Raw genomic sequence first — 25303 nt, forward strand, 5'->3', positions numbered from 1 at the left:
CTTGTTAGGGTGCCCTCGAACCCGGTGCGACGTCCTCTGCCTGGCGCCTGCATCTGCCCGAATCGAGCCGAAAGAGTTCATCCCAATGGCCAAAGCGACCGCGACCCTGACCGACAACGAAACCGGCAAATCCTACGAGATGCCGATCATTCACGGCACGCTCGGGCCGCGTCTGGTCGATATCCGAAAGATGTACGGCGAATCGGGCATGTTCACCTACGATCCCGGCTTCACCTCGACCGGCTCGTGCGGCTCGACCATCACCTACATCGACGGCGACGAGGGCGTGCTGCTCTATCGCGGCTACAACATCGCCGAGTTGGCGGAGATGAGCGACTTCATGGAAGTCTGCTACCTGCTGATGAAGGGCGACCTGCCCAACAAGGCGCAGAAAGAGAAGTTCACCCGCGACATCACCCTGCACACGATGGTGCACGAGCAGATCAGCCAGTTCTATCGCGGGTTCCGGCGCGACGCTCATCCCATGGCGGTGTGCTGCGGCGTGGTCGGCGCCCTGTCGGCGTTCTATCACGATTCGCTCGACATCCACGATCCGCACCAGCGCATGGTTGCGTCGTACCGTCTGGTCGCCAAGATGCCGACGATAGCGGCGATGGCGTACAAGTATTCCGTTGGTCAGCCGTTCGTCTATCCGCGCAACGATCTCAGCTACGCTGCCAACTTCCTGCGCATGATGTTCTCGGTGCCGGCCGAGGAATACGAGGTCAACCCGGTGCTCGAGAAGGCGGTCGATCGCATTCTGATGCTGCACGCCGATCACGAGCAGAACGCCTCGACCTCGACGGTGCGCCTGGCCGGCTCCTCGGGCGCCAACCCGTTCGCCTGCATCGCCGCCGGCATCGCCTCGCTGTGGGGACCGAGCCATGGCGGAGCCAACGAAGCCGTCATCAACATGCTGCACGAGATCGGCGGCAAGCAGAACATTCCGGCCTTCCTGTCGCGCGTGAAGGACAAGGGAGACCACACACGCCTGATGGGCTTCGGCCACCGCGTCTACAAGAACTACGATCCGCGCGCCAAGGTGATGCGCCAGTCCTGCCACGAGGTGCTGACCTCGCTCGGCATTGAGCACGATCCGCTGCTCGAGTTGGCAATGGAGATGGAGAACATCGCGCTCAAGGACGATTACTTCATCTCCAAGAAGCTCTACCCGAACGTCGACTTCTACTCGGGCATTATCTTCCGGGCGATCGGCATCCCGACCTCGATGTTCACTGTGCTGTTCGCGGTCGCGCGCACCGTCGGTTGGATCTCGCAATGGAACGAGATGATCGAGGATCCCGACCAGAAGATCGGCCGCCCGCGCCAGCTCTACAACGGCCAGACCGAGCGGCCCTACAAGCCTTTGCACATGCGGGGTTAGTCGCGCCAGGCGGCGCGGAAGCGAGACGACATGGCCAGATCATCGCAAGGACTGCGCCGGGTTTCCCCCGGCGTCCTTCAGGGGCCGACACAGGTCCCTGGCGTGCTGCGGATCGGGAGGCCGGCAAACGACAATTTCAGGCCACGCAGCGCGGCCCTTCGGGTGGTGCTGCTGGCCCTCGCGGCCGCGGCGCTGCTGATCGCGGCGGTCAACTGGCTGAGCTGAGACTGAGACTCATTGCTGGGAGCGCGCCACTCCGATGGCGCTCTTCTCGTCGATCACACACCCGATGAGATGAGCGCCATCGGAGTGGCGCGCTCCCAGCAACAATGCGGCTTGAAGCCTACTTCCGCTCGATCAGCTCGATCTTGTACCCGTCGGGGTCCTCGACGAAGGCGATGACCGTCGTGCCGAACTTGACCGGACCGGGCGCGCGCGTGACCTTGCCACCCGCCTTCGTGATCTGGTCGCAGAGCCCATAGACGTCGGGCACGCCGACAGCCAGATGGCCGAAGCCGGTGCCGAGATCGTAGGGCTTCTCCTGGTCCCAGTTGTAGGTCAGCTCGACGACGCAATGCTCCTGCTCGTCGCCGTAGCCCACGAATGCCAGGCTGTACTTGCCGTCCGGCACGTCGCGCTTGCGGATGAGCTGCATGCCCATCGGGCCGGTATAGAACGCCAGCGACTTGTCGAGATCCTTCACGCGAATCATCGTGTGCAGCATGCGGTAGTTTGCAGCGGTATCAGGCATCGTTCCCTCCTCAGCGGTCGCGGATCATCGCAGCGAACGTCGCTTCGGCCGCCACCTTACCCTCAACCAGCGCCTTGCCGGAGAACTTCCAGACATTGGCCCGGCTCTGGACCTTCTCCACGTGCAGTTCGAGGCGGTCGCCGGGCACCACCGGCCGGCGGAAGCGCACCCCGTCGATCGACATGAAGTACACGAGCTTGCCTTCGGATTCGCTGCCGAAGGTGGAAACCACCAGCACTGCGGCGGTTTGCGCCATCGCCTCTACGATCAGCACGCCCGGCATCACCGGCTCGGTCGGGAAGTGGCCCTGGAAAAACGGCTCGTTGATGCTGACGTTCTTGATGCCGACGGCGCTGCGGTCGAGCTGCATGTCGAGGACGCGGTCGACCATCAGCATCGGATAGCGATGCGGGATCATCTGCAGGATGCGCTTGATGTCCACCGACGATGTCGCGGCCACGCTAGTCTTGTCGGTCTGGATGTTCATGACTGCGGCGTCCCCAATCAGAAGCGCGTGCCGAAACTGAAGCGGATATTCTCCGTCTTGTCCCACGGGTCCTGCACCAGCGGCTTGGCGTAGTCGATGCGGATCGGCCCGAAGGGCGAGACCCACTGGATGCCGAAGCCGGTCGAGACGCGCATCGTGTTGCTTGTGAGTACTGTGCTGCTGTAGGCGGCCGGCCCCCCAAGGCCCCAGAGCGACCCCACGTCCATGAAAGCCTTTCCGAAGATCCCGATCTCCTTGGGGAATCCCAGCGGGAAACTGAGCTCGGTGGTCGCCGTGTAGAAGTAGGTGCCGCCCAACGCGTCGGTCGTGACCGAATCGCGCGGCCCGATGCCGCCGACCTGGAAGCCGCGCAGCGTATCGCCGCCGATGAAGAACAGGTTGTTCAGGCGGAGCGACGAGCCATTGTAGGGTATCACCGCGCCAAGCGACCCGCCGATCGAGCCGACGATGTCCTCGAACAGGGTCTGGTAGTAGACGGCATCGGCTGTGGTGCGAAAGTACTGCTCCGTGCCGATCAGCCCGGCCACCGCCACGGTGTTGCGCACCAGGAAGCCCTTGGTCGTATTGATGCGTGTATCGCGCGAATCCCAGGCGATCGTTTCGGATATCTCGGAGACGGTCGAAAGGCCGGCATTGAGCTGAACGACGTACGACGCCCAAGGCTGGACGTTGAAGATGTTGGTCTGGCGCAGGGTGTACCGAACGTTCTGCCGCATGAACTCGCTGTAGGCCCAGCCGGCGCGCAACGCGAAGCCGATGCTCGAGTCATTGTACGACGCGACCTGCTGGCGGTCGTTCGACGTTCGGAAGATGTCGAAGCCCGCCGCCATCGGGAGATCCATGAAGTACGGCTCGGTGAAACTGAGATCGATCAGGGTGCTCAACGTGCCGATCGACAGGCCGAGGCGCAATTCCTGGCCCTTGCCCAGCAGGTTGCGTTCCTTGATCGTGATGTCGCCCAGGATGCCCGCCGTGGTAGAGAAGCCGGCGCCGAACGAGATGTCACCCGTGCTCTGCTCAACGACCTGGACCTCGATGTTGGTCTTGTCGGGCGCCGAACCCGGGGCGGCCGAGATATCGACCTTCTCAAAGAACTGGAGGGCCTTCAGGCGCTCCTGGCTGCGGCGCACCTTGGCCGTGCTGAAGGCGTCGCCCTCGGCCAGGCGGAACTCGCGGCGAATGACCTTGTCCAGGGTGCGCGTGTTGCCGGAGATGTTGATGCGCTCGACATAGACGCGCGGTCCCTCCTGGATGTCGAAGGTCACGTCGATCGTCAGGTTGTCCTTGTTGCGCCGGATATTGGGTCGAACCTCGACGAAGGCATAGCCCAGCGATCCGACGACGTCCGACAGGGCGGTCACGGTCTTCTCGACCTGTTCGGCGTCGTACCACTCGCCCTCGCCGACCGTCAGGAAGCGATTCAGCGTGTCAACGTCGAGGCCCTGGAAGCGCGTCGAGATCTCGACCTTGCCGAACTTGTAACGCTCGCCCTCGCTGATGGTGAAGGTCAGGAAGAATCCTTCCCGGTTGGGCGCGAGCTCGGCCACTGCCGAGATGACGCGGAAGTCGGCATAGCCTTCCGAGAGATAGAACTTGCGCAGCAGCTCGCGGTCGAAATTAACCCGATCGGGATCGTAGCGGTCATCGGACGACAGGAAGCGGTACCAAGCGCTCTCGACCGTGCGAATCTTGCCGCGCAGCGTGCCGTCGCTGAAGTGCTCGTTGCCGACGAAGCTGATGCGCTGGATGCCGGTCACGTCGCCTTCGTTGATCTCGAAGACCAGGTCGACGCGCCCCTGATCCAGCTTGATGACCTTGGGCTCGACCGAAGCATTGTAGCGGCCGCTTCGCCGATAGATCGTCAGGATGCGTTCCACGTCCGCCTGCACCCGCGCGCGCGTAAAGACCTGTCGCGCCCGCGACTGGACCTCGTCGCGCAGCTTGTCGTCCTCGATCTTGCTGTTACCCTCGAAGGCGACGCGATTGATGATCGGATTCTCCGTGACTTTGACCACCAGGGTCGAGCCTTGCATGTCGATCACGACATCGGAGAACAGGCCGGTGCCGAACAGCGCCTTCAGCGATCGATCGGCAGCTGCCACGTCGTAGGGCTGGCCTTCCTTGAGTTGCAGGTAAGAGCGGATGGTCTCGGGCTCAGCGCGCACGTTGCCCTGGATCTGGATGGCGGTGATCGTTCCGCCGCCTGCCGCCACGGCGCCGCCGCCGGCGCGCTGAGCGTGCGCTGGCGGTCCCAGGACGAGAACAGTGGCAAGGGCCAGGACGGCCCAGCGAAGGATCACTCTCACCCCCGGCACCTTTCACAATTGCCGGCCCGTTTCAAGAACGCAATTTCATAAACCGGCAGCAAGGTCTTAGCCACCCCTTTTGTCCCCCGATGAAAGTGCTGTTGCGCGCTGACGACTCAGCGCAACAGCAGCTTGATGTCGTTGAAAGTGGCCACCAGCGCCATGCCGATCACCAGGACGAGACCGACCTTCAAGCCGAGCTCCTGGGCCCACAGGCTGAGCGGCCGTCCTCGAATCGCCTCGTATAGATACATCGCAAGATGGCCGCCATCGAGCATGGGCACCGGCAACAGATTGAACACACCCAGCACGATCGAGAGCGCGATGACAAGGTTGAGGATCCCGAACCATCCGGCGTGCGACGCTTCGCCGGCGGCCTTGGCGATGCGGATCGGTCCACCCAGCTCGTCGACGGGGCGGGTCGCCGTGAGGATCTGGACCATCGACGTGTAGAACATGTTGGTCATGCTCCAGACGTGGCGGACGCCGGCGTCCATCGCATGAATCAGTCCGTCGCGGCGGAACTCGGTCACGCTGGCCGGACGCACGCGCAGGCGGCCGACCGTCAGCTCCTTGCCGGCACAGTCGAGGGCCTTGTCGGCTACCGGCACCACGGTTGCTTCACCGCGCTGGCCGTTGCGCAGGTACGTGATCGAGACCGGCTTGCCGGCTCGATTGCCGATCATCTCCGGAATGCGCGAGAAATAATCCACCGGCTTGCCGTCGATCTGGAGGAGCAGATCGCCGACCTTCAACCCACCTGCTTCCGCCGGGCTGTCGGGCGTGAAGCCCCCGACAACGGGCTTGACCAGCTGGTCCATCCCCAGCTCACCAAAGCGCAAGGTGTTGTTGTACTTGTCGGTTCGCTCGCAGAACTGCGGGACGATCTCGCCCTGGCGGATCTGGTTGCCACGGCGATACTCGACCGGCATCGGCCGGGTCCAGTATAGCAACTGCGAATCCTGGATGTCCTCGTAACGATTGATCCGCTTGTCGCCGAACCGGGTGATCTCGTCACCCGTTTGCAGCCCGGCCTTGGCCGCCGGACCGTTGGTCTGGACGGCGACCACCGGCGGCGAATAAGGCTCGCCGACGAAGTAGAAGACCGCCGTCAGAAGGATGAAGGCAAACAGCAGGTTGGCGGCCGGACCGCCGACGACGACAGCGGCGCGGGCATAGAGTGGCTGACTGAAGAAGGCATGCCCTCTCTGGTCGGACGTGAGCGCCTCGCCCGATGATGTGACGCTCGCCTGATCGGCATCACCCAGGAACTTGACGTATCCACCGAGCGGAACGGCGCAGATCTTCCAGCGCGTGCCCTTGCGATCTGTCCAACCGAACAGTTCCGGGCCGAAGCCGATCGAGAAGACCTCGGCATGAATGCCGAAGCGCTGCGCCACCCAGTAGTGGCCGAATTCGTGAACGAACACGAGCAGGGTCAGAACGAGGACGAAGTACGGCAGGTAGGTCGTGAACAGACTGATGGCGCCGTGCATAGGTCAATACACCATGAAATTCGTTTCAGCTCAATTGCTTGGCGACCTGACCTGACATCGCGCATCGGCCTTCCGGCGCGCCTCCTGATCGGCAGCCTCGACCTCCTGGAGCGCCTCGACTGGCGTCGACAGGCCGTTCCAGCCGGCCATAACGTCCTCCACGATGCGTGCAATGTCGAGAAAGCCGATGCGCCGCGCCAGAAACGCCGCGACAGCCGCCTCGTTGGCTGCATTCATCACGATGGGTGCAAATCCATTGGTCGCCAGGGCCTGACGCGCCAACCGTAGGGACGGAAAACGGCCGGAATCGGGCTGTTCGAACGTGAGTGCGGAAAGAGTCGCGAAATCCAGGCGCGCCGCCGGTCCCTCGATGCGCGAGGGCCAGCCCAGCGCATGGGAGATCGGCACCCGCATGTCCGTCGAGCCGAGCTGGGCCAGGACCGATCCGTCGCGATAGGCTACCATTGAATGTATGACCGATTGCGGGTGCACCACGATCTCGATCTGATCGCCAGGCATGCCGAACAGCAGATGGGCCTCGATCAGTTCCAGGCCCTTGTTCATCATGGTGGCCGAATCGATCGAAATCTTGTCGCCCATCTGCCAGTTTGGATGCGCCAGCGCCTGCGGCGGCGTGACCTCCGCCATATCCGCCAGCGACCAGTTGCGGAACGGCCCGCCCGAGGCGGTAAGGATGAGGCGATCGACCGCGTGGCGCTGTCGCGGCTCGAAAACCTGGAAGATCGCATTGTGCTCCGAATCGACCGGCAACAGGGCGCCGCCGGAGTTCTCGACCGCCTCGATCAGCAGGCGCCCGGCACAGACCAGCGCCTCCTTGTTGGCCAAGGCCACCATAGCGCCGCGCCGGGCGGCAACCAGGGTCGCCGGCAGCCCGGCAAAGCCCACGATCGCAGCCATCACCCACTCGGCCGGCCGGGCGGCCGCTTCGGCCACCGCCTCAACCCCCGCCGCCACCTCGATCGACGTGCCGGCCAAGGCCTCCTTGAGCGCCTTGTAGCGCTTCGGATCGGCGACGACGGCCAGCCGGGCGTGCAGCCGGCGCGCCTGGTCGGCCAGCCTTTCAACCGACCGGCCAGCGACCAATGCCTCGACCCGATAGGAGTCGGGATCGCGGGCAATGAGATCGACGGTGCTCTGCCCGACCGAGCCTGTCGACCCCAGGATGGTGACACCTCGTGGCCGGTCGTACGAGGGTGCAGCCCATCGCGTCACTTCCACGGCCAGCCTCCGTCAGCGAGCAGTCTAACCATGGCCACCACCAGCAGGATCGCAACCAGCCCATCGACGCGGTCGAGCAGACCGCCGTGGCCGGGAATCAGGGTGCCGCTGTCCTTGACTCCGGCGCTCCGCTTCATAGCCGATTCGAGAAGGTCGCCCACCTGTCCGACCACGGCAAGAAGAGCCCCGACGATAGCGAGAGGAATAGTCTCCCCGAGCCCGAAGGCATAGCCGAACGCCGCGCTGGCGACCGCCGACCACGCCATCCCGCCGACCAGCCCGGACCACGTCTTTCCCGGGCTGATGCGCGGCGCCAGCCGGGCGCCGCCGGCGGACCGGCCGACGACGTAGGCGCCGATGTCGGTGGCCCAGGTGCAGCAGACGATCCACAGAATCGTTTCGCGGCCCAGCGCCGGCTGGTGGCGCAGCCAGAGCAGGGCCACGATGGCGGCGAGCACATAGGCGATCGAGGCCAGGCGTATTGCCGGCCGGCCTGGGCTCAGGCGAAGACATTCCGAAACCATCAGGGGCGCTGCCAGGGCGGCGATCAGATCGAGCCACGGGAAGCCATACCAGATCGCTGCAAGCAACAGCGGTCCCAGCACGACGGCCGTTACAGCCCGAAGAAGCAAACCCTTGAACCGCCCCGACCCCTGCGTCAACGCGTCAGCCGCCGACGCCGCCATAACGCCGCTCGCGCCGTCGGAACTCCGCCATCGCTCGCTCCAGGTGCTCCTTGCCGAAGTCGGGCCACAGCGTGTCGACGAAGATCAGCTCGGAATAGGCGCACTGCCAGAGCAGGAAATTGCTGATGCGCTGCTCGCCGCTGGTTCGGATCAGGAGGTCCGGATCGGGCACGCCCGACGTCAGCAGCTCGCGCTCGAAACGACCCTCGTCGATGCGATCGGCCTCGAGCTCCCCGGCTGCGACCTGCTCGGCGAGACGCCGGGCGGCGCGCAGAATTTCATCGCGCGCCCCGTAATTGACGCAGATATTGACGTCGATGCGGCTGTTGGCGTGCGTCATCGCCTCCGCCCTGTCGATATCCCGGACGATGTCCGGTGCCAGCCCTGCCCGGTTGCCGATCACCCGCAAGCGCGCGCCGTTGCGGTGCAGCTCGTCGAGTTCGCTGCGCAGGTAATGGCGCAGAAGGCCCATCAGGTCGTTCACTTCCTCGACAGGACGCGTCCAGTTCTCGGTCGAGAAGGCGAACAGAGTGAGGACCGGTATGCCGAGTTCGCCCGCGCCGCGCACCACGCGACGCACCGCGTCGGCGCCACGACGATGACCGGCGACCCTCGGCAAGCCGCGCGCCTTCGCCCACCGGCCGTTGCCATCCATGATGATGGCGACGTGATTCGGTCCGGGAGGCGGATCGGAGTGGACGGGCAGCGACGCGGTCGACATCAGACGGTCTTGATCTCTTTTTCCTTGTGCGCCAGCACCTCGTCGACCTGCTTGACGAATCGATCGGTAAGCTTCTGCACCTCGTCCGACTTGTGACGATGCTCGTCCTGCGAAATCTTGTGATCCTTTTCCGCCTTCTTGAGCGCTTCCATGCCGTCGCGGCGCACGTTGCGTACCGCCACCCGACCCTGCTCGGCGTACTTGTGGGCAAGCTTTACCAGCTCGGCGCGGCGCTCGCTGGTGAGATCGGGAATCGGCACGCGGATCATTTGGCCATCCGGCGCCGGATTGAGGCCGAGCCCGGCCTCTCGGATCGCCTTGGCCGTCGACACGACCAGCCCCTTGTCCCAGACGTTGACGGTGAGCAGCCGCGGCTCGGGCGCGCTCACGGTGCCGACCTGGTTGAGGGGCATGCGCTGGCCGTAGGCTTCGACCATGACCGGGTCGAGCAGGCTGACCGATGCCCGTCCGGTCCGCAGGCCGGCCAGATCCTTCTTCATGGCATCCACTGCGCCATGCATGCGTTTCTCGAGCTCCTTGGGGTCCGTGCTCATCTCAGGCCTCATCCTTGATGATGGTGAAAGTCCCCTCCCCGCGCATCGTCTGGGCGAAGGCGCCGGGCTTGTGGATATCGAATACCACGATCGGTATGCGATTCTCCCGCGCAAGCGAGATCGCCGACGCATCCATGACCTGGAGATCGCGCGACAGCACGTCCATGTAGCTCAGGGAATCGTAGCGTTGGGCATTCTTGTCCTTGTGCGGGTCGGTCGAATAGACGCCGTCGACCTGCGTGCCTTTCAGCATCGCGTCGACACTCATCTCGGCCGCCCGCAAGGCCGCCGCGGTGTCCGTCGTGAAGAATGGATTGCCGGTTCCGGCCGCGAAGATAACGACCCGCCCCTTCTCCATGTGGCGCACCGCCCGCCGTCGGATGTAGGGCTCGCAAACCGTAGTCATCGGAATGGCCGATTGCACGCGGGTCTGCAGGCCGCGCCTCTCCAGCGCACTCTGCATCGCCAGGGAATTGATCACCGTCGCCAGCATGCCCATGTAGTCGCCGCTCGCGCGGTCCATGCCGGACGCGGCGGCCGACACGCCGCGGAAGATATTGCCACCGCCGATCACGAGGCAGATCTGCACCCCCAGGTCGTGCACGGCCTTCACCTCTTCGGCCACCATGGAAACCATGGCCGGGTCGAGACCATACTCCCGATTGCCCATCAGCCCCTCGCCCGAGAGCTTCAACAAGACACGGCGATAGCGAGGGGCCGACGGCATCACTTGCCTCTGTATGCGATTTCTTGGGCGTCGCGGGCAAGCCGCCCGCGCGCCGAAGGGGATGTTACTACTACTTCTTGAGCTGAGCAGCCACCTCAGCCGCAAAATCCTCTGATTTCTTCTCGATGCCCTCGCCGAGAGCGAAACGCAGGAAACCGGCCAGCCGCACCGGGGCACCGACCTGCTTCGCCGCATCGTCGACGACCTTGGACACGCGGGTCTTGCCGTCGATGACGAACAGCTGCTCGAGCAGGACGACCTCCTGATGGAACTTGCGCAGGCCACCCTCGACCATCTTGGCGATGATGTCGGCCGCCTTGCCGGTCTGGCCGGCCTTCTCCGACAGAACCGCGCGCTCGCGCTCGATCGCTGCAGCGTCGAGATCCGCCACGGTGAGCGATTGCGGATTGGCCGCCGCAACGTGCATGGCGAGCTGCTTGGCGATGGCCGCCAGCTTGGTCTTGTCCCCGGTCGATTCGAGCGCCACCAGCACGCCGATCTTGCCGAGGTCCGGCGCGACCGAGTTGTGCATGTAGGCCGCGACGACGCCGTCCGACACCGACAGCGAGGCGGCGCGGCGCAGCGACATGTTCTCGCCGATCGTGGCGATCATGTTGGTCAGCTCGCCCTGGACGTCCCGACCCGTGCCCGGAAACGGCGCCGCGGCGATCTTGGTCATGTCGGCGGCGTTATCCAGGGCGATCGAGGCGGTCGCGGCGACGAACTTCTGGAAAGTCTCGTTGCGGCCGACGAAGTCGGTCTCGGCGTTGACCTCGACGACGGCACCGCGGTTGCCCCGCGCCGCCACGCCGACCAGGCCCTCGGCCGCCACGCGGCCCGCCTTCTTGGCAGCCGCCGACAGGCCCTTGGTGCGCAGCCAGTCGACCGCCTTCTCGAGGTCGCCCTGGACTTCGCCCAGCGCCCGCTTGCAATCCATCATGCCCGCGCCGGTCTTCTCGCGCAGTTCCTTGACCAGGGAAGCCGTGATCTCAGCCATGTCTTGCTCCGTTCATGCACCCGTTGGCGCAATTGGGGCCGGTTCTTCGACCGGCCCCCTCAATCCCCGAAAGATAACACTCGAAGATGAAGTGTCGGCTTACTCCGCCGCCGTCGCTTCGGCGCCCTCGCCTTCGGCCGGCGGCGGCAGGTCCTCGCCCATTGGCTCTCCGAGCTCGCCGAGATCGCCGCCCGATGCGGCGATTTCCGCCCGAATGCCGTCGAGCACGGCGCCCGACAGCAACTCGCAGTAGAGCGACACGGCGCGGATGGCGTCGTCGTTGCCCGGTACCGGGTAGTCGATGCCGTCCGGATCGGAATTGCTGTCGAGAATCGCCACGATTGGAATGCCCCGCTTGCGCGCCTCCTGGACGGCAATGGCTTCCTTGTTGGTGTCGATGATGAACAGCATGTCGGGCGTGCCGCCCATTTCCTTGATGCCGCCGAGCGACCGCTCGAGCTTGTCACGCTCGCGCGTCAGGTCGAGCTGCTCCTTCTTGGTCAGGCCGACGACGTCGCCCTTCAGGCGCTCGTCGAGCTCGCGCAGACGCTTGATCGATGCCGAGATCGTCTGCCAGTTGGTGATCATGCCGCCCAGCCAGCGATGATTGACGTAATACTGGCCGCAGCGCTTGGCCGCCTCGGCGATCCGGTCGGCCGCCGCCGCCTTGGTGCCGACGAACAGCACGCGCCCGCCATTGGAGACGATCTGCCGGACCTGCAGGAGCGCCTGCTCGAGCAGCGGGACCGTCTTGGTGAGATCGATGATATGGACCCCGTTGCGCACCCCGAACAGGTACGGCTTCATCTTGGGGTTCCACCGCCGGGTGTGATGTCCGAAATGGACACCGGCTTCCAGCAACTGACGCATCGTGAAGGTCGGCATGGCCATGCCGTTTCTCCTTTTCCGGTTGATCCTCCGCGGGCGCCGTCCCCGAGACCCGAAGGCTCGAAGGACACCGGAGCGAGCGGCGGGATGTCTCCCCGTCGACCGCAAACCCGCGTGCGAAGTGGGCGTGGTTCTAACGGCTTCGCCCGGTTATTGCAAGTACCAGCAAAATCAAGCGGTTATGACAGAATTTTGGCGATTTCCTCGGCTAGCCCGAGGAGTGACCATGGCGCACTCCCCTCGGCCTTGTTGTTGGCCGTGATCCAGACCGGATGGCCCTTGCCGAACGCCTGGGCGGCCATCCGGGCCAGGACGCGCCGGGTTTCAGGGTCCTCGTCGACCAGCCGGTCGAACGGCTCGTAGCGCTGCCTGGCTGCCTGGTAGCGGAAGCCGCGATGCAGGTTCCAGCGCACGACCAGGGGGCCCGGCGAGAGCGCGTCGAGCGCCTGCAGCGCCGTCTCCTGGCGCTCGACCTCGGGCATGCGGTCGTGCAGGCCGACGCAATAGCGGACGCCGGCGGAGGCCAGCATCTTCATCAGGCGCGGCGTCAGCAGCTCGCCATTGCGCAGCTCCAGCGCATAAAGCGGCCGGTGGGTTCCGAGGCGGGCCGGCAGGGCGCCGAAGAAGGCCGCCAGCCGCTCGACCAGCGAGGCGGCATCCTCGACCAGTTCGCGCGGCAACGGCGAGATTTGGAAGACGAGCGGCCCGGCCTTGGCCTCGAGCCCGTCGAGACACGGCATGATGAACTCCCGCGAGGCCATTCCGGGATCGAGGAAATGAGGATTGGCGACCCGGCCGCGGCCTTGCTCGTCACGAACCAGAGCGTCGCAGACCACGGCGGGGGCCTTGACGACGAAGCTGAATCCGTCCGGCACCTGGCGAGCGTAGCGCTGATAGTCCACCGTCGAGATCGGCGCATAGAAGGTGCGGTCGAGACTGACAGTGCGCAAGAGCGGGAATTCGCCGTAGGCCGCGAGCCCATGGCGGCTCAGGGTGGCCTCCGGATAGAGACGGTCGTAGACCAGGCCGCGCCATCCCGGAAAGAACCACGACGATGTCCCGAGCCTGATCCCGGCCGGCACCGGCGGTGCCTGGCGCAAGGGCGAGTCCGGCGCCGAACGGACCTCTCCCGCCCGCTTTGCCGGCGGGCTCGGTCGAGCGAACAGCTCGGCCTGGTGGCTCAAATCTCCTCCACCTGCATGATGCCGGGCAAGCTGCCGATGGCATCGCGCAAGCCGCCGGCAATGCCGTAGGCGCCCGGCAGGGTAACCTCCGCCTCGGCATCGTCGTCGGTCATGGGCACGACCAGCGTGACCTTGCCGCGGCCGCGCTTGCCGTCGAGCGCCTTGCGCAGGGGTTCGACAGCCGCACAGTCCGACACGACCACGCGCAGGCCTGCCGCCGCGTTGGCCACCGCCTCCTCCAGCCTGTCGATCGACTGTGCCGTGAGCTTGACCTGCTCCCCGTCCAGCCGGCCATCGGCGGAAACCAGGATCGCCTGGCCGGCTTCGAGCAGATTTCTCTTGCTGCCCAGAAGCTCGCTGAACACCGTGAGTTCGAAGGCGCCGGACTGGTCCGAGCATTGAACGAAGGCGAAGCGGTTGCCCTTGGCAGACGTGCGTTCCTGCCGGTCGATCACGGTGCCGGCCAGCTTGATGCGTCCGGGCGTCCCGCGACCGAGCAGCGCCGCGAGGTCGGCGGCACGGCTTACTCCCAGCCGTTTCAGGCTGCGCTCGTAGGCCGCCAGCGGGTGCGAGGACAGATAGAAGCCGATGGCCGAGAACTCGTTCTGCAGGCGCTCCATCGGTGCCCAGTCGGGCACCTTGGGAAGCTGCGGCCGACGCTGGGCGGTGTCGTCGCCGAACAGGCTGTTCTGATTGCTGGTGCGCGCCTCGTGCGTGGCCTGCGAATGGCGCGACAGGACCTCCACGGCGCCGAAAGTCTGGGCGCGATTCTGGTTCAACGAATCGAAGGCGCCGGCCTTGACCAGGCTCTCGAGCAGACGCTTGTTGATCACACGCTGGTCCAGTCGCTCGGCGATGTCGAACAGGTCCTTGAAGGGGCCGTTGGCTTGCCGCTCCTCGACCAGACGGTTCATCGCGTCGCGCCCCACCCCCTTGATCGCCGCCAGGGCATAGCGCACGCCCTTCTTGCCGTCGGCCGTCAACTCGACGGCGAACTCGGCCATCGACCGGTTGATGTCCGGCGGCAGCATGGGAATCTGCAGCCGCTCCAATTCGCGCCGGAAATTGCCGATCTTGTCGGCATTCCCCATGTCGAGCGTCATCGACGCGGCGAAGAACTCGACCGGGTGATTGGCCTTCAGGAAGGCCGTCTGGTAGGCAACCAGGGCATACGGCGCCGAATGGCACTTGTTGAAGCCGTAGCCGGCGAACTTCGCCACCTTGTCGAAGATCAACGAGGCGCGCGCCTCCTCGACGTTGTTCTTGCGGGCACCCTCGATGAAGGTGGCGCGCTGGGCGTCCATCTCCGACTGGATCTTCTTGCCCATGGCACGGCGCAGCAGGTCGGCGCCGCCCAGCGAATAGCCCGACAGGACCTGGGCGATCTGCATCACCTGCTCCTGGTAGACCATGATGCCGTAGGTCTCTTCCAGGATGCCCTTCAGGGAGGGGTGCAGGTAGTCGGGCTTCTCCAGCCCGTTCTTGACGCTGATGTAGGTCGGGATGTCGTCCATCGGGCCAGGACGATAAAGGGCCACCAGTGCGATCAGGTCCTCGAAGCGGTTGGGCTTCAGCTTCGCCAGGATGTCGCGCATGCCGCTGCCTTCCATCTGGAAGACCCCGTAGGCATCGCCCTTGGCCAGCATCTTGAAGGTCGGTTCGTCGTCGAGCGGTATCTTGGCGATGTCTATATTTGCCTTGCCGACGAGCGCGCAGGCCTTCTCGATCACGGTCAGCGTCTTGAGGCCGAGGAAATCGAACTTCACCAGCCCTGCCGTCTCGACCCACTTCATGTTGAACTGGGTCGCCGGCAGCGATTCCTTGCTGTCGGTATCGCGATAGAGCGGCACCAGCTGATCGAGCGGGCGGTCGCCGATCACCACGCCGGCCGCATGGGTCGAGGCGTTGCGGTACAGGCCTTCGAGCTGCAGCGCCAGGTCGATCAGGCGCTTGATCTCCTCGTCGCCGGCATACTGTTCCTTGAGGAGCTGCTCGCTTTCCAGCGCCTGGGCCAGGGTCACCGGCTTGGCCGGATTGTTGGGCACCAGCTTGCAGATGCGGTCGACCTGGCCATAGGGCATGCCCAGCACACGACCGACATCGCGCAGCACGGCGCGCGCCTGCAGCTTGCCGAAGGTGATGATGGCGGCAACCCTGTCGTGACCATATTCGTCACGCACGTAGCGGATCACGCGGTCGCGCTTGTCCTGGCAGAAATCGACGTCGAAGTCCGGCATCGACACACGTTCGGGGTTGAGGAAGCGCTCGAACAGCAGGCCCCAACGCAGCGGGTCGAGGTCGGTGATCTTGAGCGACCAGGCGACCAGCGAGCCGGCTCCCGAGCCGCGCCCGGGGCCGACAGGAATGCCGTTGTCCTTGGCCCACTGGATGAAGTCAGCGACGATCAGGAAGTAGCCGGAGAAGCCCATCTTCTCGATCATGCCGAGCTCATAGGAGAGCCGTTCCAGGTACTTCGCGAAATCGATGTCCGGCGACAGCCGGCCGCTGGCTTTCAGCGTCGCCAGGCCGGCTTCGGCCATCTCAGCCAGCGCCTCCTTGTCGGCACGGCCCGCGAGCTTGGTGTAGCGCGGCAGGATGGGCTTGCGCGGTGCCGGCATGTAGGCGCAGCGGCGGGCCACCACCAGGGTGTTGTCGCAGGCTTCCGGCAGATCGGCGAAGGACTCGCGCATCTCGGCGGCGGACTTGAAGTAGTGCTCGGGCGTCAGCCGGCGGCGGTTGGGGTCCTCGATGTGCGCTCCCTGCTCGATGCAGAGCAGCACGTCGTGCGCTTCGTACATCGCGCGTCTGGGGAAGTGGACGTCGTTGGTCGCCAGCAGCGGCAGCCCGCGCTGGTAGGCGAGATCGATCAGCGGCTCCTCGATCCGTCGCTCCAGATCCTCGCCATGGCGCTGCAGCTCGATGTAAAGCCGGCCGTCGAACGCCGCCTGCAGGCGTTCGAGCTGGTGAGCGGCGGCAGGCCCCTGCCCGACACCAAGCAGGCGGGCCACGCCGCTGCCCGGTGCGCCCGCCAGGGCCAGCAAGCCATCCGTGTTGCCCACCAGCTCGGCCAGCGGCAGGGCCGAGAGGGAGCCCGTCTTGAACTCGAGGTGAGCCCGGCTCACCAGCCGCATCAGGTTGAGATAACCCGTCTCATTCTGGACCAGCAGCGTGAGCCAATCCGCCTCCAGGGCCTTCTCAGGCGTCGCCAGCCCGCTCTTGTCCTCTCGCCGGATCCCGAGATCGCAGCCAATGACCGGCTGGATGCCCGCCTTGGCGGCGTATTGGGAAAATTCGAGGGCGCCGAACAGATTGCCGCGATCGGTGACGGCGACGGCCGGCATCTCGTTCGTCTTGGCAAGCGAGACGATGGTATCGACCTTGTTCGCCCCTTCCGTGAGCGAGTAGGCGGATCGGACTTTCAGATGGACGAAATCAGCGGTGGGCACGCCTCATCATCGCTTCCAATCTTGTGGAAAGTCAGGCCGCCGGTCTGCCTTTCTTGAGCGTCACGTACGGTCCGTGCGCGTAGGCCGAGATTGGGGTGTCGGCCAGTGCCCACCATTCGGCTGTATTCACCGCACGACCCATGGCTCTCGCTCGTTCTCGACATGCGAGCCGGCATCGACATCTCGCCACAGTTCCTTTCCAAGCCCGCGCAAATCAAGGAGCGTGGCTCGCGGGCGTGGCTCCAGGCCTTGGGTGAGCAGGACCATGACTTCCTGTGAAACCGAGCGGCGCTCGCGCTTGGCCCGCGCCTTCCAGCTTCCGGTAGAGCCTGTCCGGGAAATTCTTCACGATGAGGACCGCCACGCATCCTCCGTGCCCTCCATTCTGGTGGCGTGGCCGCGCGCGTCGACATGTCGATCCGGGCAGCCATTTCAACACGGCGAGCAATCACGCAGGCTGGGCCGCTAGGCCAGCACGCCATCCCTGAGCGTCACGGTGCGATCCATGCGCCGGGCGAGCTCGGGATTGTGGGTGGCGACCAGCGCCGCCATTCCGGTCTCGCGCACCAGAGCCAGCAGCTGGCGGAACACGACCTCGGCCGTCGCCCCGTCGAGATTTCCGGTCGGCTCGTCGGCCAGCAGCACGCGCGGCGCATTGGCGACGGCGCGGGCGATCGCCACGCGCTGCTGCTCGCCGCCCGACAGCCGGCCCGGCCGATGGTCGCCGCGCGCCTCGAGCTGGACCATTGCCAGAAGCTCGGCGGCGCGTCGCCGGGCCGTTCGCCGCGTCTGCCCGTTCAGCATCTGCGGCAGCATCACGTTCTCCAGGGCGGAGAACTCCGGCAGCAGGTGATGATACTGATAGACGAAGCCCAGGAAGCGGCGGCGCAGCTCGGTGCGCTCGCGGTCGCTCGCCGTGCCGGCCGATCGGCCGTCGATGACCACGTCGCCGCCGGTCGGTCGTTCCAGAAGACCGGCGATGTGCAGCAGGGTCGACTTGCCGCTGCCCGACTGCCCGACCAGGGCGACGATCTCACCCTGATGCAAGTCGAGTGCGATCCCGCGCAGCACGTCGAGGCGACGGTCACCCTGCACGAAAGTGCGCGTGATGTCGCGCAGGGACAGCAGCGAGGTCGTCTCATTCATGGCGCAGCCCTTCGACCGGCTCGATTCGCGTGCTGCGCCATGCCGGATAGGAAGCCGCCAGCAGCGACAGCACGATGGCCACGACGACGATGGTCGCCACCTCGGCCGCCTGCACGCGCACCGGCATGGAAGTGATGAAATCGACCTCGGCCGCACCGCCGCCCGCCGCTCCGGTGATCTGCGACAGCAGGGCACCGATGGCCGGCATGTTGGCGCAGACCAGCAGACCGAGTGCCGTGCCTACGGCAGTGCCAACCAGGCCGACCGCGGCGGCCGACATGAAGAAGGCGCGAACGATCGTCCGCGGCGAGGCGCCCATGGTGCGCAGGATGGCAATGCTGCCGCGCTTCACCCGCACCAGCATGGTGAAGCTTGCCACCACGTTCATCGCCGCCACGGCGACGATCAGGGTGAGAATGATGAACATCAGGACGCGCTCGACCTGCAGCGCGCCCACGAACCGCGCATTGAGCCCGAGCCAGTGGGCGACCTTCAGGTCGTCCCGTCCGAGCGACTTGCGGATCTCGTCCGCCATCCGCGGTGCCTGCGACGGGTCGGCGATGTCGAGGTCGATCGAGGTCACCGCCTCGTTGCCGTACTCGAGGTCGTCCTGCAGCATCGCCAGCGGCATGAAGACCAGGGAGCCATCGTACTCGAAGCGGCGCGTCAGGAAGCTGCCAAGTACGCTGTAGTCGGTGTAGCGCGGCGAGATCGTGCCGTTCTCGTTCAGCTTGTGGGTCACCAGGGTGATCTTGTCGCCGAGCCCCGCGTTGAGAGCCAGGCGCAGGCGCTCGCCCATCACCACGCCCGGCTCGGCGCCGAAGCCCGCCAGGTCGCCAACGGCCATGTTGTGAGCGACGATCTCCCGCCGCCGGAGGTCCTCTGGTCGAATGCCGCGCAGCATCGCTCCTCGCGTCTGCCCGCCCGAAGCGATCAGGGCCTGGCGCTCGAGCACGGGACGGACCGCCGTCACACCCGGGAACGCCCCCAGCCTGGCCAGCAACTCCGGTGTCGCCCGCACCATGCCGTCACGCGCGGTGATCACGATGTGCCCGTTCATGCCGATGATGCGTCCGAGGAGCTGCTGGCGAAAGCCGCCCATGACGGACAGCACGACGATCAGGGTGGCCACGCCGAGCGCCACGCCGATCAGCGAGAAGATGGCGATGAAGGAGACGAAGCCCTCCCGCTGGCGGGTGGCAAGGTAGCGCCAGGCGAGCCAGCGCTCGACGGCCGGGGCGGTCTCACTCACGGTGCAGCCCTTCGATGGGGTCGAGCCGGGCGGCACGCGCCGCCGGATAGAGCGAGGCGAGCAAGGCGAAGACCATTGCCATGGCGGCGATAGCCGCGACCTCAGACCATTCGATACGCGCCGGCAGCTCGGCCAGCAGATAGAGCGTCTCGTCGAACAGCACGATGTCGAAGGTGCGCTGCAGCCACTGGCGGATGGCTTCGATGTTGCGCGCGAAGGCGAGGCCCAGAACGACGCCCAATGCCGTCCCGATACCGCCGATCGCCAGGCCGTCAAGCAGGAACACCCGCATGATGGTGGCCCGGGTCGCGCCCATCGTGCGCAGGATCGCAATATCGGCCGCCTTGGTGCGGACCAGCATGACCAGGCTGGAAACGATGTTGAAGGCGGCCACCAGCACAATCATGGTCAGCACCAGGAACATGACATTGGTCTGCGCCTGGATCGCTGAAAAGAACCCGAAATTGGCCTGCAGCCAGTCGAACACCCAGCCTTGCGCGCCGACGGCCGCCGCGACCAGGCGGCGCGTCGACGACAACGGCATGCCCTCGCTCACGAACACCTCGATGCCGGTCAGCTTGCTCCCGAGATCGAGCAGGCGCTGCACGTCGGCGAGTGGCGCATAGACGAAATTGGCATCGTAGTCGTACATGCCGGCACAGAAGACCGCAGCCACCCGCGCCGCCGCCGAGCGCGGCATGACACCGAGCGGGGTGGCGACGGAGACCGGCGACACGAGCTGCACGACGTCGCCCACCTTCACGCCGAGCAGGTCGGCGAGCCGCCGGCCGATGATGATCGAGAAGCCATCACCGAAGCCCTCGAGGGTGCCCCAGTCGAAAGTCTTGTCCTCCTCGCCGCGGCATTGCGCCCGATAGCGGGCGCGCAGATCGGGGGGGCCGTCGATGGCGGCGGAGAGCGGCGTGCGCGCCTTGATATCCTGAGGGCGCATGCCGCGAAGCACGACGCCGCGCACGTGATTGCCGGCCACGGCCATGACCTGTCCCTCGGCTGCCGGCGCGGCACCGACGACGCCCGGCACTGCATCGATCCGGGTCAACAGGTCGGACGAGGAGTCGAGGCCGTCGCTGGTGCCCTGGACACCGAGCTGGCCGCTCATGCTCGACATCTGGCGCAGCATCTCGACGCGAAAGCCGTTCATGACGGCCATGACGACGATCAGCGTGCCGACGCCGAGCGTGATGCCGACCAGCGAGAAGCCCGCGATGACCGAGATGAATCCCTCCTCGCGGCGGGCGCGCAGATAGCGAAAGGCGATGAGGCGCTCGATGGCGGCGAAGGGCATGGCGCCCGCGACCCGGCTCAGGCGAACCGCTGGACGACCTGGTCGAACGGCACCTCCTCGCGGGCGCCGGTGCGCCGGTTCTTGAGCTCGGCCTTGCCGGCCGCCACGCCCTTGGGCCCGACGATCACCTGCCAAGGCGTGCCGATCAGATCCATGTCGGCGAACTTGCCGCCCGGCCGCAGGTCGCGGTCGTCGTGCAGCACGGTCACGCCGCGCGCAGAAAGCTCGTCATAGAGCTTGCGGCAGACGCCGGCCACGGCGCCGTCGTCCGGCTTCAGGTCGACGATCGCCACCCTGAAGGGTGCCACGGATTCGGGCCATACGATGCCGGCATCGTCGTGGCTCGCCTCGATGATGCCGCCGACGAGGCGCGACACGCCGATGCCGTACGAGCCCATCTCGACGACGATTTGCTCACCCCCGGGACCCGCCACCGTCGCCTTCAAGGGATCGGAGTACCTGGTGCCGAAATAGAAGATATGGCCGACCTCGATGCCGCGTGCGGCAAGCCGGTCGCCCTCTGGGATCTTCTCGAAGGCTGCCTGGTCATGCATCTCGTCCGTTGCCGCATAGAGCGACGTCCACTCGTTCACGATCGGCTGCAGGTCGGCCGAGTAGTCGATGCGGCGGCTGAGAATGTCCTTGTCGACCAAGCCCTTGTGACAGAATACGGCGCTCTCGCCGGTGTCAGCCAGGATGATGAACTCGTGGCTGAGGTCGCCGCCGATCGGGCCGGTGTCGGCGCGCATCGGGATCGCCTTCAGCCCCATGCGGGCGAAGGTCCGCAGGTAGGTGACGAACATCTTGTTGTAGGAGTGCGTGGCCCCCGCCTTGTCCAGGTCGAACGAGTAATTGTCCTTCATCAGGAACTCGCGGCCGCGCATGACGCCGAAGCGCGGCCGCACCTCGTCGCGGAACTTCCACTGGATGTGGTAGAGGTTCTTCGGCAGGTCGCGGTAGCTCTTCATGCCATCGCGGAAGAGCACGGTGATCACCTCCTCGTTGGTCGGGCCGTAGAGCATCTCGCGATCATGCCGGTCCTTGATGCGCAGCATCTCGGGCCCGTAGGCATCGTAGCGGCCGCTCTCGCGCCACAGGTCGGCCGACTGGATGGTCGGCATCAGCACTTCCTGCGCACCCGACCGGTCCTGTTCCTCGCGCACGATGCGCTCGATGTTCTTCAGCACGCGAAAGCCGAGCGGCAGCCAGGCATAGATGCCGGCGCTGGTCTGGCGGACGAGGCCCGCCCGCAGCATCAGGCGATGCGAGACGATCTGCGCTTCTGCCGGATTCTCTTTCATGGTCGGCAGAAAATATTGGCTCATCCGCATCGGGGCTCGGTCCTGACTTTGGGAGAATTCGGAAGGGAAAGGGCGGCGGACTGTAGAAAACGCGGCCTGCGATGGCAAACGGGGCCCTCTTCTCCTCCCCAGCTTCGCTGGGCCTCGCTGGGGAGGTGCCCCTGTAATCGGGGGCGGAGGGGTCATGAGCAATACCTCCTGTCGCCCATGACCCCTCCGTCGCCGTATGACCCTTCGACCTCGCCCAGGGCAGGCGGCGACACCTCCCCAGCGAAGCTGGGGAGGAGGAAGAGCGCCGCGCCTCTCGACTGGATTTGCACAGGCGGATGCCGGCACACTCCCTGCAACAACCGGGGAGAGCCAAATGCTCGAGCAGCTCTTCAAGCTCGGCGAGAACAAGACCAACGTCCGGACCGAGCTCGTCGCCGGGCTTACGACCTTTCTGACGATGGCCTACATCATCTTCGTCAATCCCGACATCCTGAAGGCAGCCGGCATGCCGTTCGGCGCCGTGTTCGCCGCGACCTGCGTGGCGGCCGCCATCGGCTGTTTCCTGATGGCATTCCTGGCGAACTACCCGATCGCCCTGGCGCCGGGCATGGGACTCAACGCCTACTTCGCCTTCACCGTCGTCGGTGGAATGAAGTTCAGCTGGCAGGTGGCTCTGGGCTGCGTCTTCCTGTCGGGTGTCATCTTCTTCATCATCAGCGTGCTGCCGATCCGCGAATGGATCGTCAATGCCATCCCCCGATCGCTGAAGATGGCGATTGCAGCAGGCATCGGCCTGTTCCTCGCCCTGATCGCGCTCAAGAATGCCGGGATCGTCGTCGCCCATCCGGCGACGCTGATCTCCCACGGCGATCTCACCAGTTTCCCGGTGGTGATGGCGACGCTGGGCTTCGTCTTGATCGTGGCGCTCGAGTACCGGCGGATCATGGGCGGGGTCATCATCGGCATCCTGGCGGTGACGATCGTGGCCATCGCCGCCGGAAAGCAGAAGTTCGCCGGCATATTCGACGTGCCCCCGTCGATCGCTCCGGTGTTCCTGCAGATGGACCTGGCCGGCGCCCTCAACGTGGGGTTGCTCACCGTCATCTTCGCGTTCCTGTTCGTCGACCTGTTCGACAACACGGGCACGCTGATCGCGCTCGCCCACCGCGGCGGCTTCATGCGGCCGGACGGCACGGTGCCGCGGCTCAACCGCGCCCTGATTGCCGACAGCGGTGCCGCCATGATCGGCGCGGCGGTCGGCACCTCGACGACGACGAGCTACATCGAGAGCGCTTCGGGCATCAATGCGGGCGGCAAGACCGGTCTCACGGCGGCGGTCGTGGGCGTGCTTTTCATCCTGGCACTGTTCGTGGCGCCCCTCGCCGGTTCCATCCCGTCCTACGCCACCGCGCCCGCCCTGCTCTATGTCGCCTGCCTTATGACGCGCGGCCTGACCGAGGTGCAATGGGACGACATCACCGAGGCAGCGCCGGCGGTAATCACGGCGCTCGCCATGCCCTTCACCTTCTCGATCGCCGAGGGCATCGCCTTCGGCTTCATTTCGTATGCCGGCATCAAGGTCGCGACGGGTCGTTTCGGCGACATTCATCCGGCGGTCGGCATCCTCGCAGTGCTGTTCGTGGTCAAGTACGTGATCATTGGATAATCACACCCTTCCAGGGGAAATATGCTTGTTGGCGGATACGCCGTTGCCACAACAATTGTTCTGGCGATGGGCCGATGGCCGAAAGAAAAGGTCTTGGCAAGTGGCGGCGTTCCGGCTAATGAGCCTAATGCTTAGGCGCGCAGCCTGAGTTTAGGGAGGAGAGCAGCACAAGCTGCCGTGTGAGACGAGTTTCGGGAAAAGATGAAGCGGCGGGCATGGCCCGCCGTTTCTTTGTCTGCCTCACATTGCCTTGGTCCGGCTCACATTGCCTTCCAATCGCGCGATTGTTCGAACGCGAACGCAGCTTTGTAGATCGTCGGCTCGTCGAAGTGCTTGCCAACCAGCATCATCGACACGGGCAGGCCATCGGACATCCCGCACGGCACGGCCATGGCCGGATGATGCGTGATGTCGAACGGCGCGGTGTTGGAGATCATGTTGAGCGCCCGCTCGACATAGAGCTCGCGCGAGGCGTCAGCCGGCGGCAGCTCGGTCGCCTTGATCGGTGTCGTCGGCATCATCAGGAGATCGTACTGGGCCAGGGCGACATCGTACGCCGCGGTCAGCAGACGCGTCTGATTCATCGCCTTCCCGTAGTAGCGGCTGCCGTAGTAGCGACGGATGTAGGTGCCGAACATGGTGAAGAGCTTGGTCGTCTCCGACATCTCGTTGGCGCGCGTGCGCCAGTTGCGATGGAAGTCCATCAGGCTGGTGACGTAGAGGTCGGGCCGGCTGACGCCGTAGCCGTCGCCCCACATCATCGTCTGGGTCAGGCCCTCGGTGCCGATCGGCATCCACAGGGCCGGCGCCAGCAGATGCATCGGGATGGAAACCTCGCCCACGGTGGCGCCGAGCGCCTCGAGCTTCTTCGCAGCGGCCTTGACCTTGGCGTTGACGTCGGTCTCGGCATTGGCCTGGGCGAAGCCCTCGGTGACGAGGCCGATCTTCAACCCGTTGATGTCGTCCTCGAGCGCCTTGGTGTAGGGATGAGTCTTGACCCCGATCTGGCGTGAATCGTAGCCGTCGGGACCGGCCAGGACCTCGAGCAGCAGCGCATTGTCCGAAACGTTCGCTGTAATCGGACCGGTGTGATCGACATAGATCTCGATCGGCATGATGCCGGTGTAGGGCACCAGCCCGTGCGTCGGCTTCATGCCGTAGGTGCCGCAGAACGAGGACGGCATGCGGATCGAGCCGCCCTGGTCGCCGCCCATCGCCATGTCGACCTCGCCGAGAGCCACCAGGACGGCGCTGCCCGAGGACGAGCCGCCGGCCGAGTAGCCCATCTTGTGGGGATTGTGCACCGGGCCGGTCGCATTGGTGTGGCTGCCGCCGGACAGGCAGAAATTCTCGCAATGGGCCTTGCCGACGATCGTCCCGCCGGCATCGAGGATGCGCTGCACGACGGTGGCATCGATATCCGGCACGTAGCCCTCGAGCGTCGCCGCGCCGTTCATCATCGGCACGCCGGCCAGCATGATGTTGTCCTTGAGCACGACGGTCTTGCCCTTGAGCTTGCCGCGCGACGCGCCGTTCACCGTTGTCTTGACGTACCAGGCATTGTGCTTGTTCTCGCTGGGCGGCGGGCGATAGCCGGGCGTGCGCGGGTACTTCACTTGCGGCAGGTTGTCGGGCATGGCGTCGACCACGTTGTAGGCGGCAACGCTCGGCCGCATCAGGTCGATGAACGACGTCACGTCGCGATCGCTGAGCGACAGACCCATGTCCGCCGCCACCTGGCGCAACTGCTCCTC

22 protein-coding genes are annotated in these 25303 nt (G+C 65.4%); 4 read left to right on the plus strand and 18 right to left on the minus strand.

The genetic code is table 11. The features are described 5' to 3' along the window. Positions 1 to 85 precede the first annotated feature (85 nt). Positions 86 to 1384: a citrate synthase gene (gltA, locus tag AB7O82_RS07975; protein WP_428537445.1), complete on the plus strand. Its 1299-nt coding sequence runs from the start codon at positions 86 to 88 to the stop codon at positions 1382 to 1384. A gap of 30 nt (positions 1385 to 1414) precedes the next feature. After that, positions 1415 to 1609 (plus strand): hypothetical protein, encoded by a 195-nt coding sequence (locus AB7O82_RS07980; protein WP_428537448.1) that lies wholly within the window; start codon positions 1415 to 1417, stop codon positions 1607 to 1609. Between the two features lie 118 nt (positions 1610 to 1727). Here AB7O82_RS07980 and gloA read toward each other — a convergent pair whose 3' ends face one another. The 13 genes from gloA to dnaE form a co-directional block, all read right to left on the minus strand. Beyond that, the gene (gene gloA / locus AB7O82_RS07985) at positions 1728 to 2135 is read right to left on the minus strand and encodes a lactoylglutathione lyase (RefSeq protein ID WP_428537451.1); all 408 of its coding nucleotides are present in this window, start codon (positions 2133 to 2135) and stop codon (positions 1728 to 1730) included. A 10-nt stretch (positions 2136 to 2145) separates the two neighbouring features. After that, positions 2146 to 2622 (minus strand): 3-hydroxyacyl-ACP dehydratase FabZ, encoded by a 477-nt coding sequence (fabZ, locus tag AB7O82_RS07990; protein ID WP_428537454.1) that lies wholly within the window; start codon positions 2620 to 2622, stop codon positions 2146 to 2148. A gap of 17 nt (positions 2623 to 2639) precedes the next feature. Next, entirely contained in the window at positions 2640 to 4949 is a 2310-nt protein-coding gene (gene bamA, locus AB7O82_RS07995; protein ID WP_428537457.1) for an outer membrane protein assembly factor BamA, read from the minus strand. A 116-nt stretch (positions 4950 to 5065) separates the two neighbouring features. Continuing rightward, a complete protein-coding gene (gene rseP / locus AB7O82_RS08000; RefSeq protein ID WP_428537460.1) occupies positions 5066 to 6445 on the minus strand; it encodes an RIP metalloprotease RseP in 1380 nt (459 codons plus the stop codon). Between the two features lie 30 nt (positions 6446 to 6475). Continuing rightward, positions 6476 to 7690, minus strand: coding sequence for a 1-deoxy-D-xylulose-5-phosphate reductoisomerase (dxr, locus tag AB7O82_RS08005; protein ID WP_428537650.1), 1215 nt, complete (start codon positions 7688 to 7690; stop codon positions 6476 to 6478). Then, a complete protein-coding gene (locus tag AB7O82_RS08010; protein WP_428619142.1) occupies positions 7675 to 8370 on the minus strand; it encodes a phosphatidate cytidylyltransferase in 696 nt (231 codons plus the stop codon). The genes dxr and AB7O82_RS08010 overlap by 16 nt, the downstream gene beginning before the upstream one ends. Beyond that, positions 8351 to 9091 (minus strand): isoprenyl transferase, encoded by a 741-nt coding sequence (locus tag AB7O82_RS08015; RefSeq protein ID WP_428537466.1) that lies wholly within the window; start codon positions 9089 to 9091, stop codon positions 8351 to 8353. Before AB7O82_RS08015 ends, AB7O82_RS08010 begins: the two co-directional genes overlap by 20 nt. After that, positions 9091 to 9645 carry a ribosome recycling factor gene (gene frr / locus AB7O82_RS08020; RefSeq protein WP_428537469.1) on the minus strand — a complete coding sequence of 185 codons (555 nt, stop codon included), beginning with the start codon at positions 9643 to 9645 and terminating at the stop codon, positions 9091 to 9093. Before frr ends, AB7O82_RS08015 begins: the two co-directional genes overlap by 1 nt. Position 9646: 1 nt before the next feature. Next, complete coding sequence (gene pyrH, locus AB7O82_RS08025; protein ID WP_428537472.1) at positions 9647 to 10372, minus strand: UMP kinase; 726 nt, start codon at positions 10370 to 10372, stop codon at positions 9647 to 9649. A 70-nt stretch (positions 10373 to 10442) separates the two neighbouring features. Then, positions 10443 to 11369, minus strand: coding sequence for a translation elongation factor Ts (gene tsf, locus AB7O82_RS08030; protein ID WP_428619145.1), 927 nt, complete (start codon positions 11367 to 11369; stop codon positions 10443 to 10445). Positions 11370 to 11468: 99 nt separating this feature from the next. Continuing rightward, complete coding sequence (gene rpsB / locus AB7O82_RS08035; protein WP_428537478.1) at positions 11469 to 12260, minus strand: 30S ribosomal protein S2; 792 nt, start codon at positions 12258 to 12260, stop codon at positions 11469 to 11471. A gap of 176 nt (positions 12261 to 12436) precedes the next feature. Then, positions 12437 to 13441 (minus strand): DUF72 domain-containing protein, encoded by a 1005-nt coding sequence (locus tag AB7O82_RS08040; protein WP_428537481.1) that lies wholly within the window; start codon positions 13439 to 13441, stop codon positions 12437 to 12439. Continuing rightward, complete coding sequence (dnaE, locus tag AB7O82_RS08045) at positions 13438 to 16887, minus strand: DNA polymerase III subunit alpha (protein WP_428619148.1); 3450 nt, start codon at positions 16885 to 16887, stop codon at positions 13438 to 13440. Before dnaE ends, AB7O82_RS08040 begins: the two co-directional genes overlap by 4 nt. A gap of 105 nt (positions 16888 to 16992) precedes the next feature. Between dnaE and AB7O82_RS08050 the strand changes: the two genes are divergently transcribed. Next, complete coding sequence (locus tag AB7O82_RS08050; protein ID WP_428619150.1) at positions 16993 to 17166, plus strand: hypothetical protein; 174 nt, start codon at positions 16993 to 16995, stop codon at positions 17164 to 17166. Positions 17167 to 17352: 186 nt separating this feature from the next. Here the strand turns inward: AB7O82_RS08050 and AB7O82_RS08055 are convergent, their stop codons facing one another. Genes AB7O82_RS08055 through proS form a run of 4 tightly spaced genes read right to left on the minus strand, consistent with a single transcriptional unit; the run spans position 17353 to position 21922 of the window. Further along, on the minus strand, positions 17353 to 18033 hold the full coding sequence (locus AB7O82_RS08055; protein ID WP_428537487.1) for an ABC transporter ATP-binding protein: 681 nt from the start codon (positions 18031 to 18033) through the stop codon (positions 17353 to 17355). Further along, complete coding sequence (locus AB7O82_RS08060; RefSeq protein WP_428537490.1) at positions 18026 to 19285, minus strand: ABC transporter permease; 1260 nt, start codon at positions 19283 to 19285, stop codon at positions 18026 to 18028. The genes AB7O82_RS08055 and AB7O82_RS08060 overlap by 8 nt, the downstream gene beginning before the upstream one ends. Continuing rightward, positions 19278 to 20591, minus strand: a complete 1314-nt coding sequence (locus tag AB7O82_RS08065; protein WP_428537493.1) for an FtsX-like permease family protein — start codon at positions 20589 to 20591, stop codon at positions 19278 to 19280. Before AB7O82_RS08065 ends, AB7O82_RS08060 begins: the two co-directional genes overlap by 8 nt. Positions 20592 to 20608: 17 nt before the next feature. Next, positions 20609 to 21922, minus strand: coding sequence for a proline--tRNA ligase (gene proS, locus AB7O82_RS08070; protein ID WP_428537496.1), 1314 nt, complete (start codon positions 21920 to 21922; stop codon positions 20609 to 20611). A 334-nt stretch (positions 21923 to 22256) separates the two neighbouring features. Between proS and AB7O82_RS08075 the strand changes: the two genes are divergently transcribed. Next, positions 22257 to 23549: an NCS2 family permease gene (locus AB7O82_RS08075; RefSeq protein ID WP_428619153.1), complete on the plus strand. Its 1293-nt coding sequence runs from the start codon at positions 22257 to 22259 to the stop codon at positions 23547 to 23549. 260 nt (positions 23550 to 23809) lie between these two features. On the opposite strand, the gene AB7O82_RS08080 is transcribed toward AB7O82_RS08075, so the two are convergent. Continuing rightward, positions 23810 to 25294: an amidase gene (locus AB7O82_RS08080; protein ID WP_428619169.1), complete on the minus strand. Its 1485-nt coding sequence runs from the start codon at positions 25292 to 25294 to the stop codon at positions 23810 to 23812. Between the last annotated feature and the right edge of the window lie 9 nt (positions 25295 to 25303).

It is taken from the genome of Reyranella sp. (assembly GCF_050185545.1).
Classification (GTDB): domain Bacteria; phylum Pseudomonadota; class Alphaproteobacteria; order Reyranellales; family Reyranellaceae; genus Reyranella.

Coding starts and splice junctions, on each gene's coding strand:
- AB7O82_RS08015 (WP_428537466.1), bottom strand. CDS start 9,091: ATGTCGACCGCGTCGCTGCCCGTCCACTCCGATCCGCCTCCCGGACCG.
- pyrH (WP_428537472.1), bottom strand. CDS start 10,372: ATGCCGTCGGCCCCTCGCTATCGCCGTGTCTTGTTGAAGCTCTCGGGC.
- frr (WP_428537469.1), bottom strand. CDS start 9,645: ATGAGCACGGACCCCAAGGAGCTCGAGAAACGCATGCATGGCGCAGTG.
- AB7O82_RS08075 (WP_428619153.1), top strand. CDS start 22,257: ATGCTCGAGCAGCTCTTCAAGCTCGGCGAGAACAAGACCAACGTCCGG.
- AB7O82_RS08055 (WP_428537487.1), bottom strand. CDS start 18,033: ATGAATGAGACGACCTCGCTGCTGTCCCTGCGCGACATCACGCGCACT.
- AB7O82_RS07980 (WP_428537448.1), top strand. CDS start 1,415: ATGGCCAGATCATCGCAAGGACTGCGCCGGGTTTCCCCCGGCGTCCTT.
- rseP (WP_428537460.1), bottom strand. CDS start 6,445: ATGCACGGCGCCATCAGTCTGTTCACGACCTACCTGCCGTACTTCGTC.
- AB7O82_RS08065 (WP_428537493.1), bottom strand. CDS start 20,591: ATGCCCTTCGCCGCCATCGAGCGCCTCATCGCCTTTCGCTATCTGCGC.
- gloA (WP_428537451.1), bottom strand. CDS start 2,135: ATGCCTGATACCGCTGCAAACTACCGCATGCTGCACACGATGATTCGC.
- fabZ (WP_428537454.1), bottom strand. CDS start 2,622: ATGAACATCCAGACCGACAAGACTAGCGTGGCCGCGACATCGTCGGTG.
- rpsB (WP_428537478.1), bottom strand. CDS start 12,260: ATGGCCATGCCGACCTTCACGATGCGTCAGTTGCTGGAAGCCGGTGTC.
- proS (WP_428537496.1), bottom strand. CDS start 21,922: ATGCGGATGAGCCAATATTTTCTGCCGACCATGAAAGAGAATCCGGCA.
- AB7O82_RS08010 (WP_428619142.1), bottom strand. CDS start 8,370: ATGGCGGCGTCGGCGGCTGACGCGTTGACGCAGGGGTCGGGGCGGTTC.
- tsf (WP_428619145.1), bottom strand. CDS start 11,369: ATGGCTGAGATCACGGCTTCCCTGGTCAAGGAACTGCGCGAGAAGACC.
- gltA (WP_428537445.1), top strand. CDS start 86: ATGGCCAAAGCGACCGCGACCCTGACCGACAACGAAACCGGCAAATCC.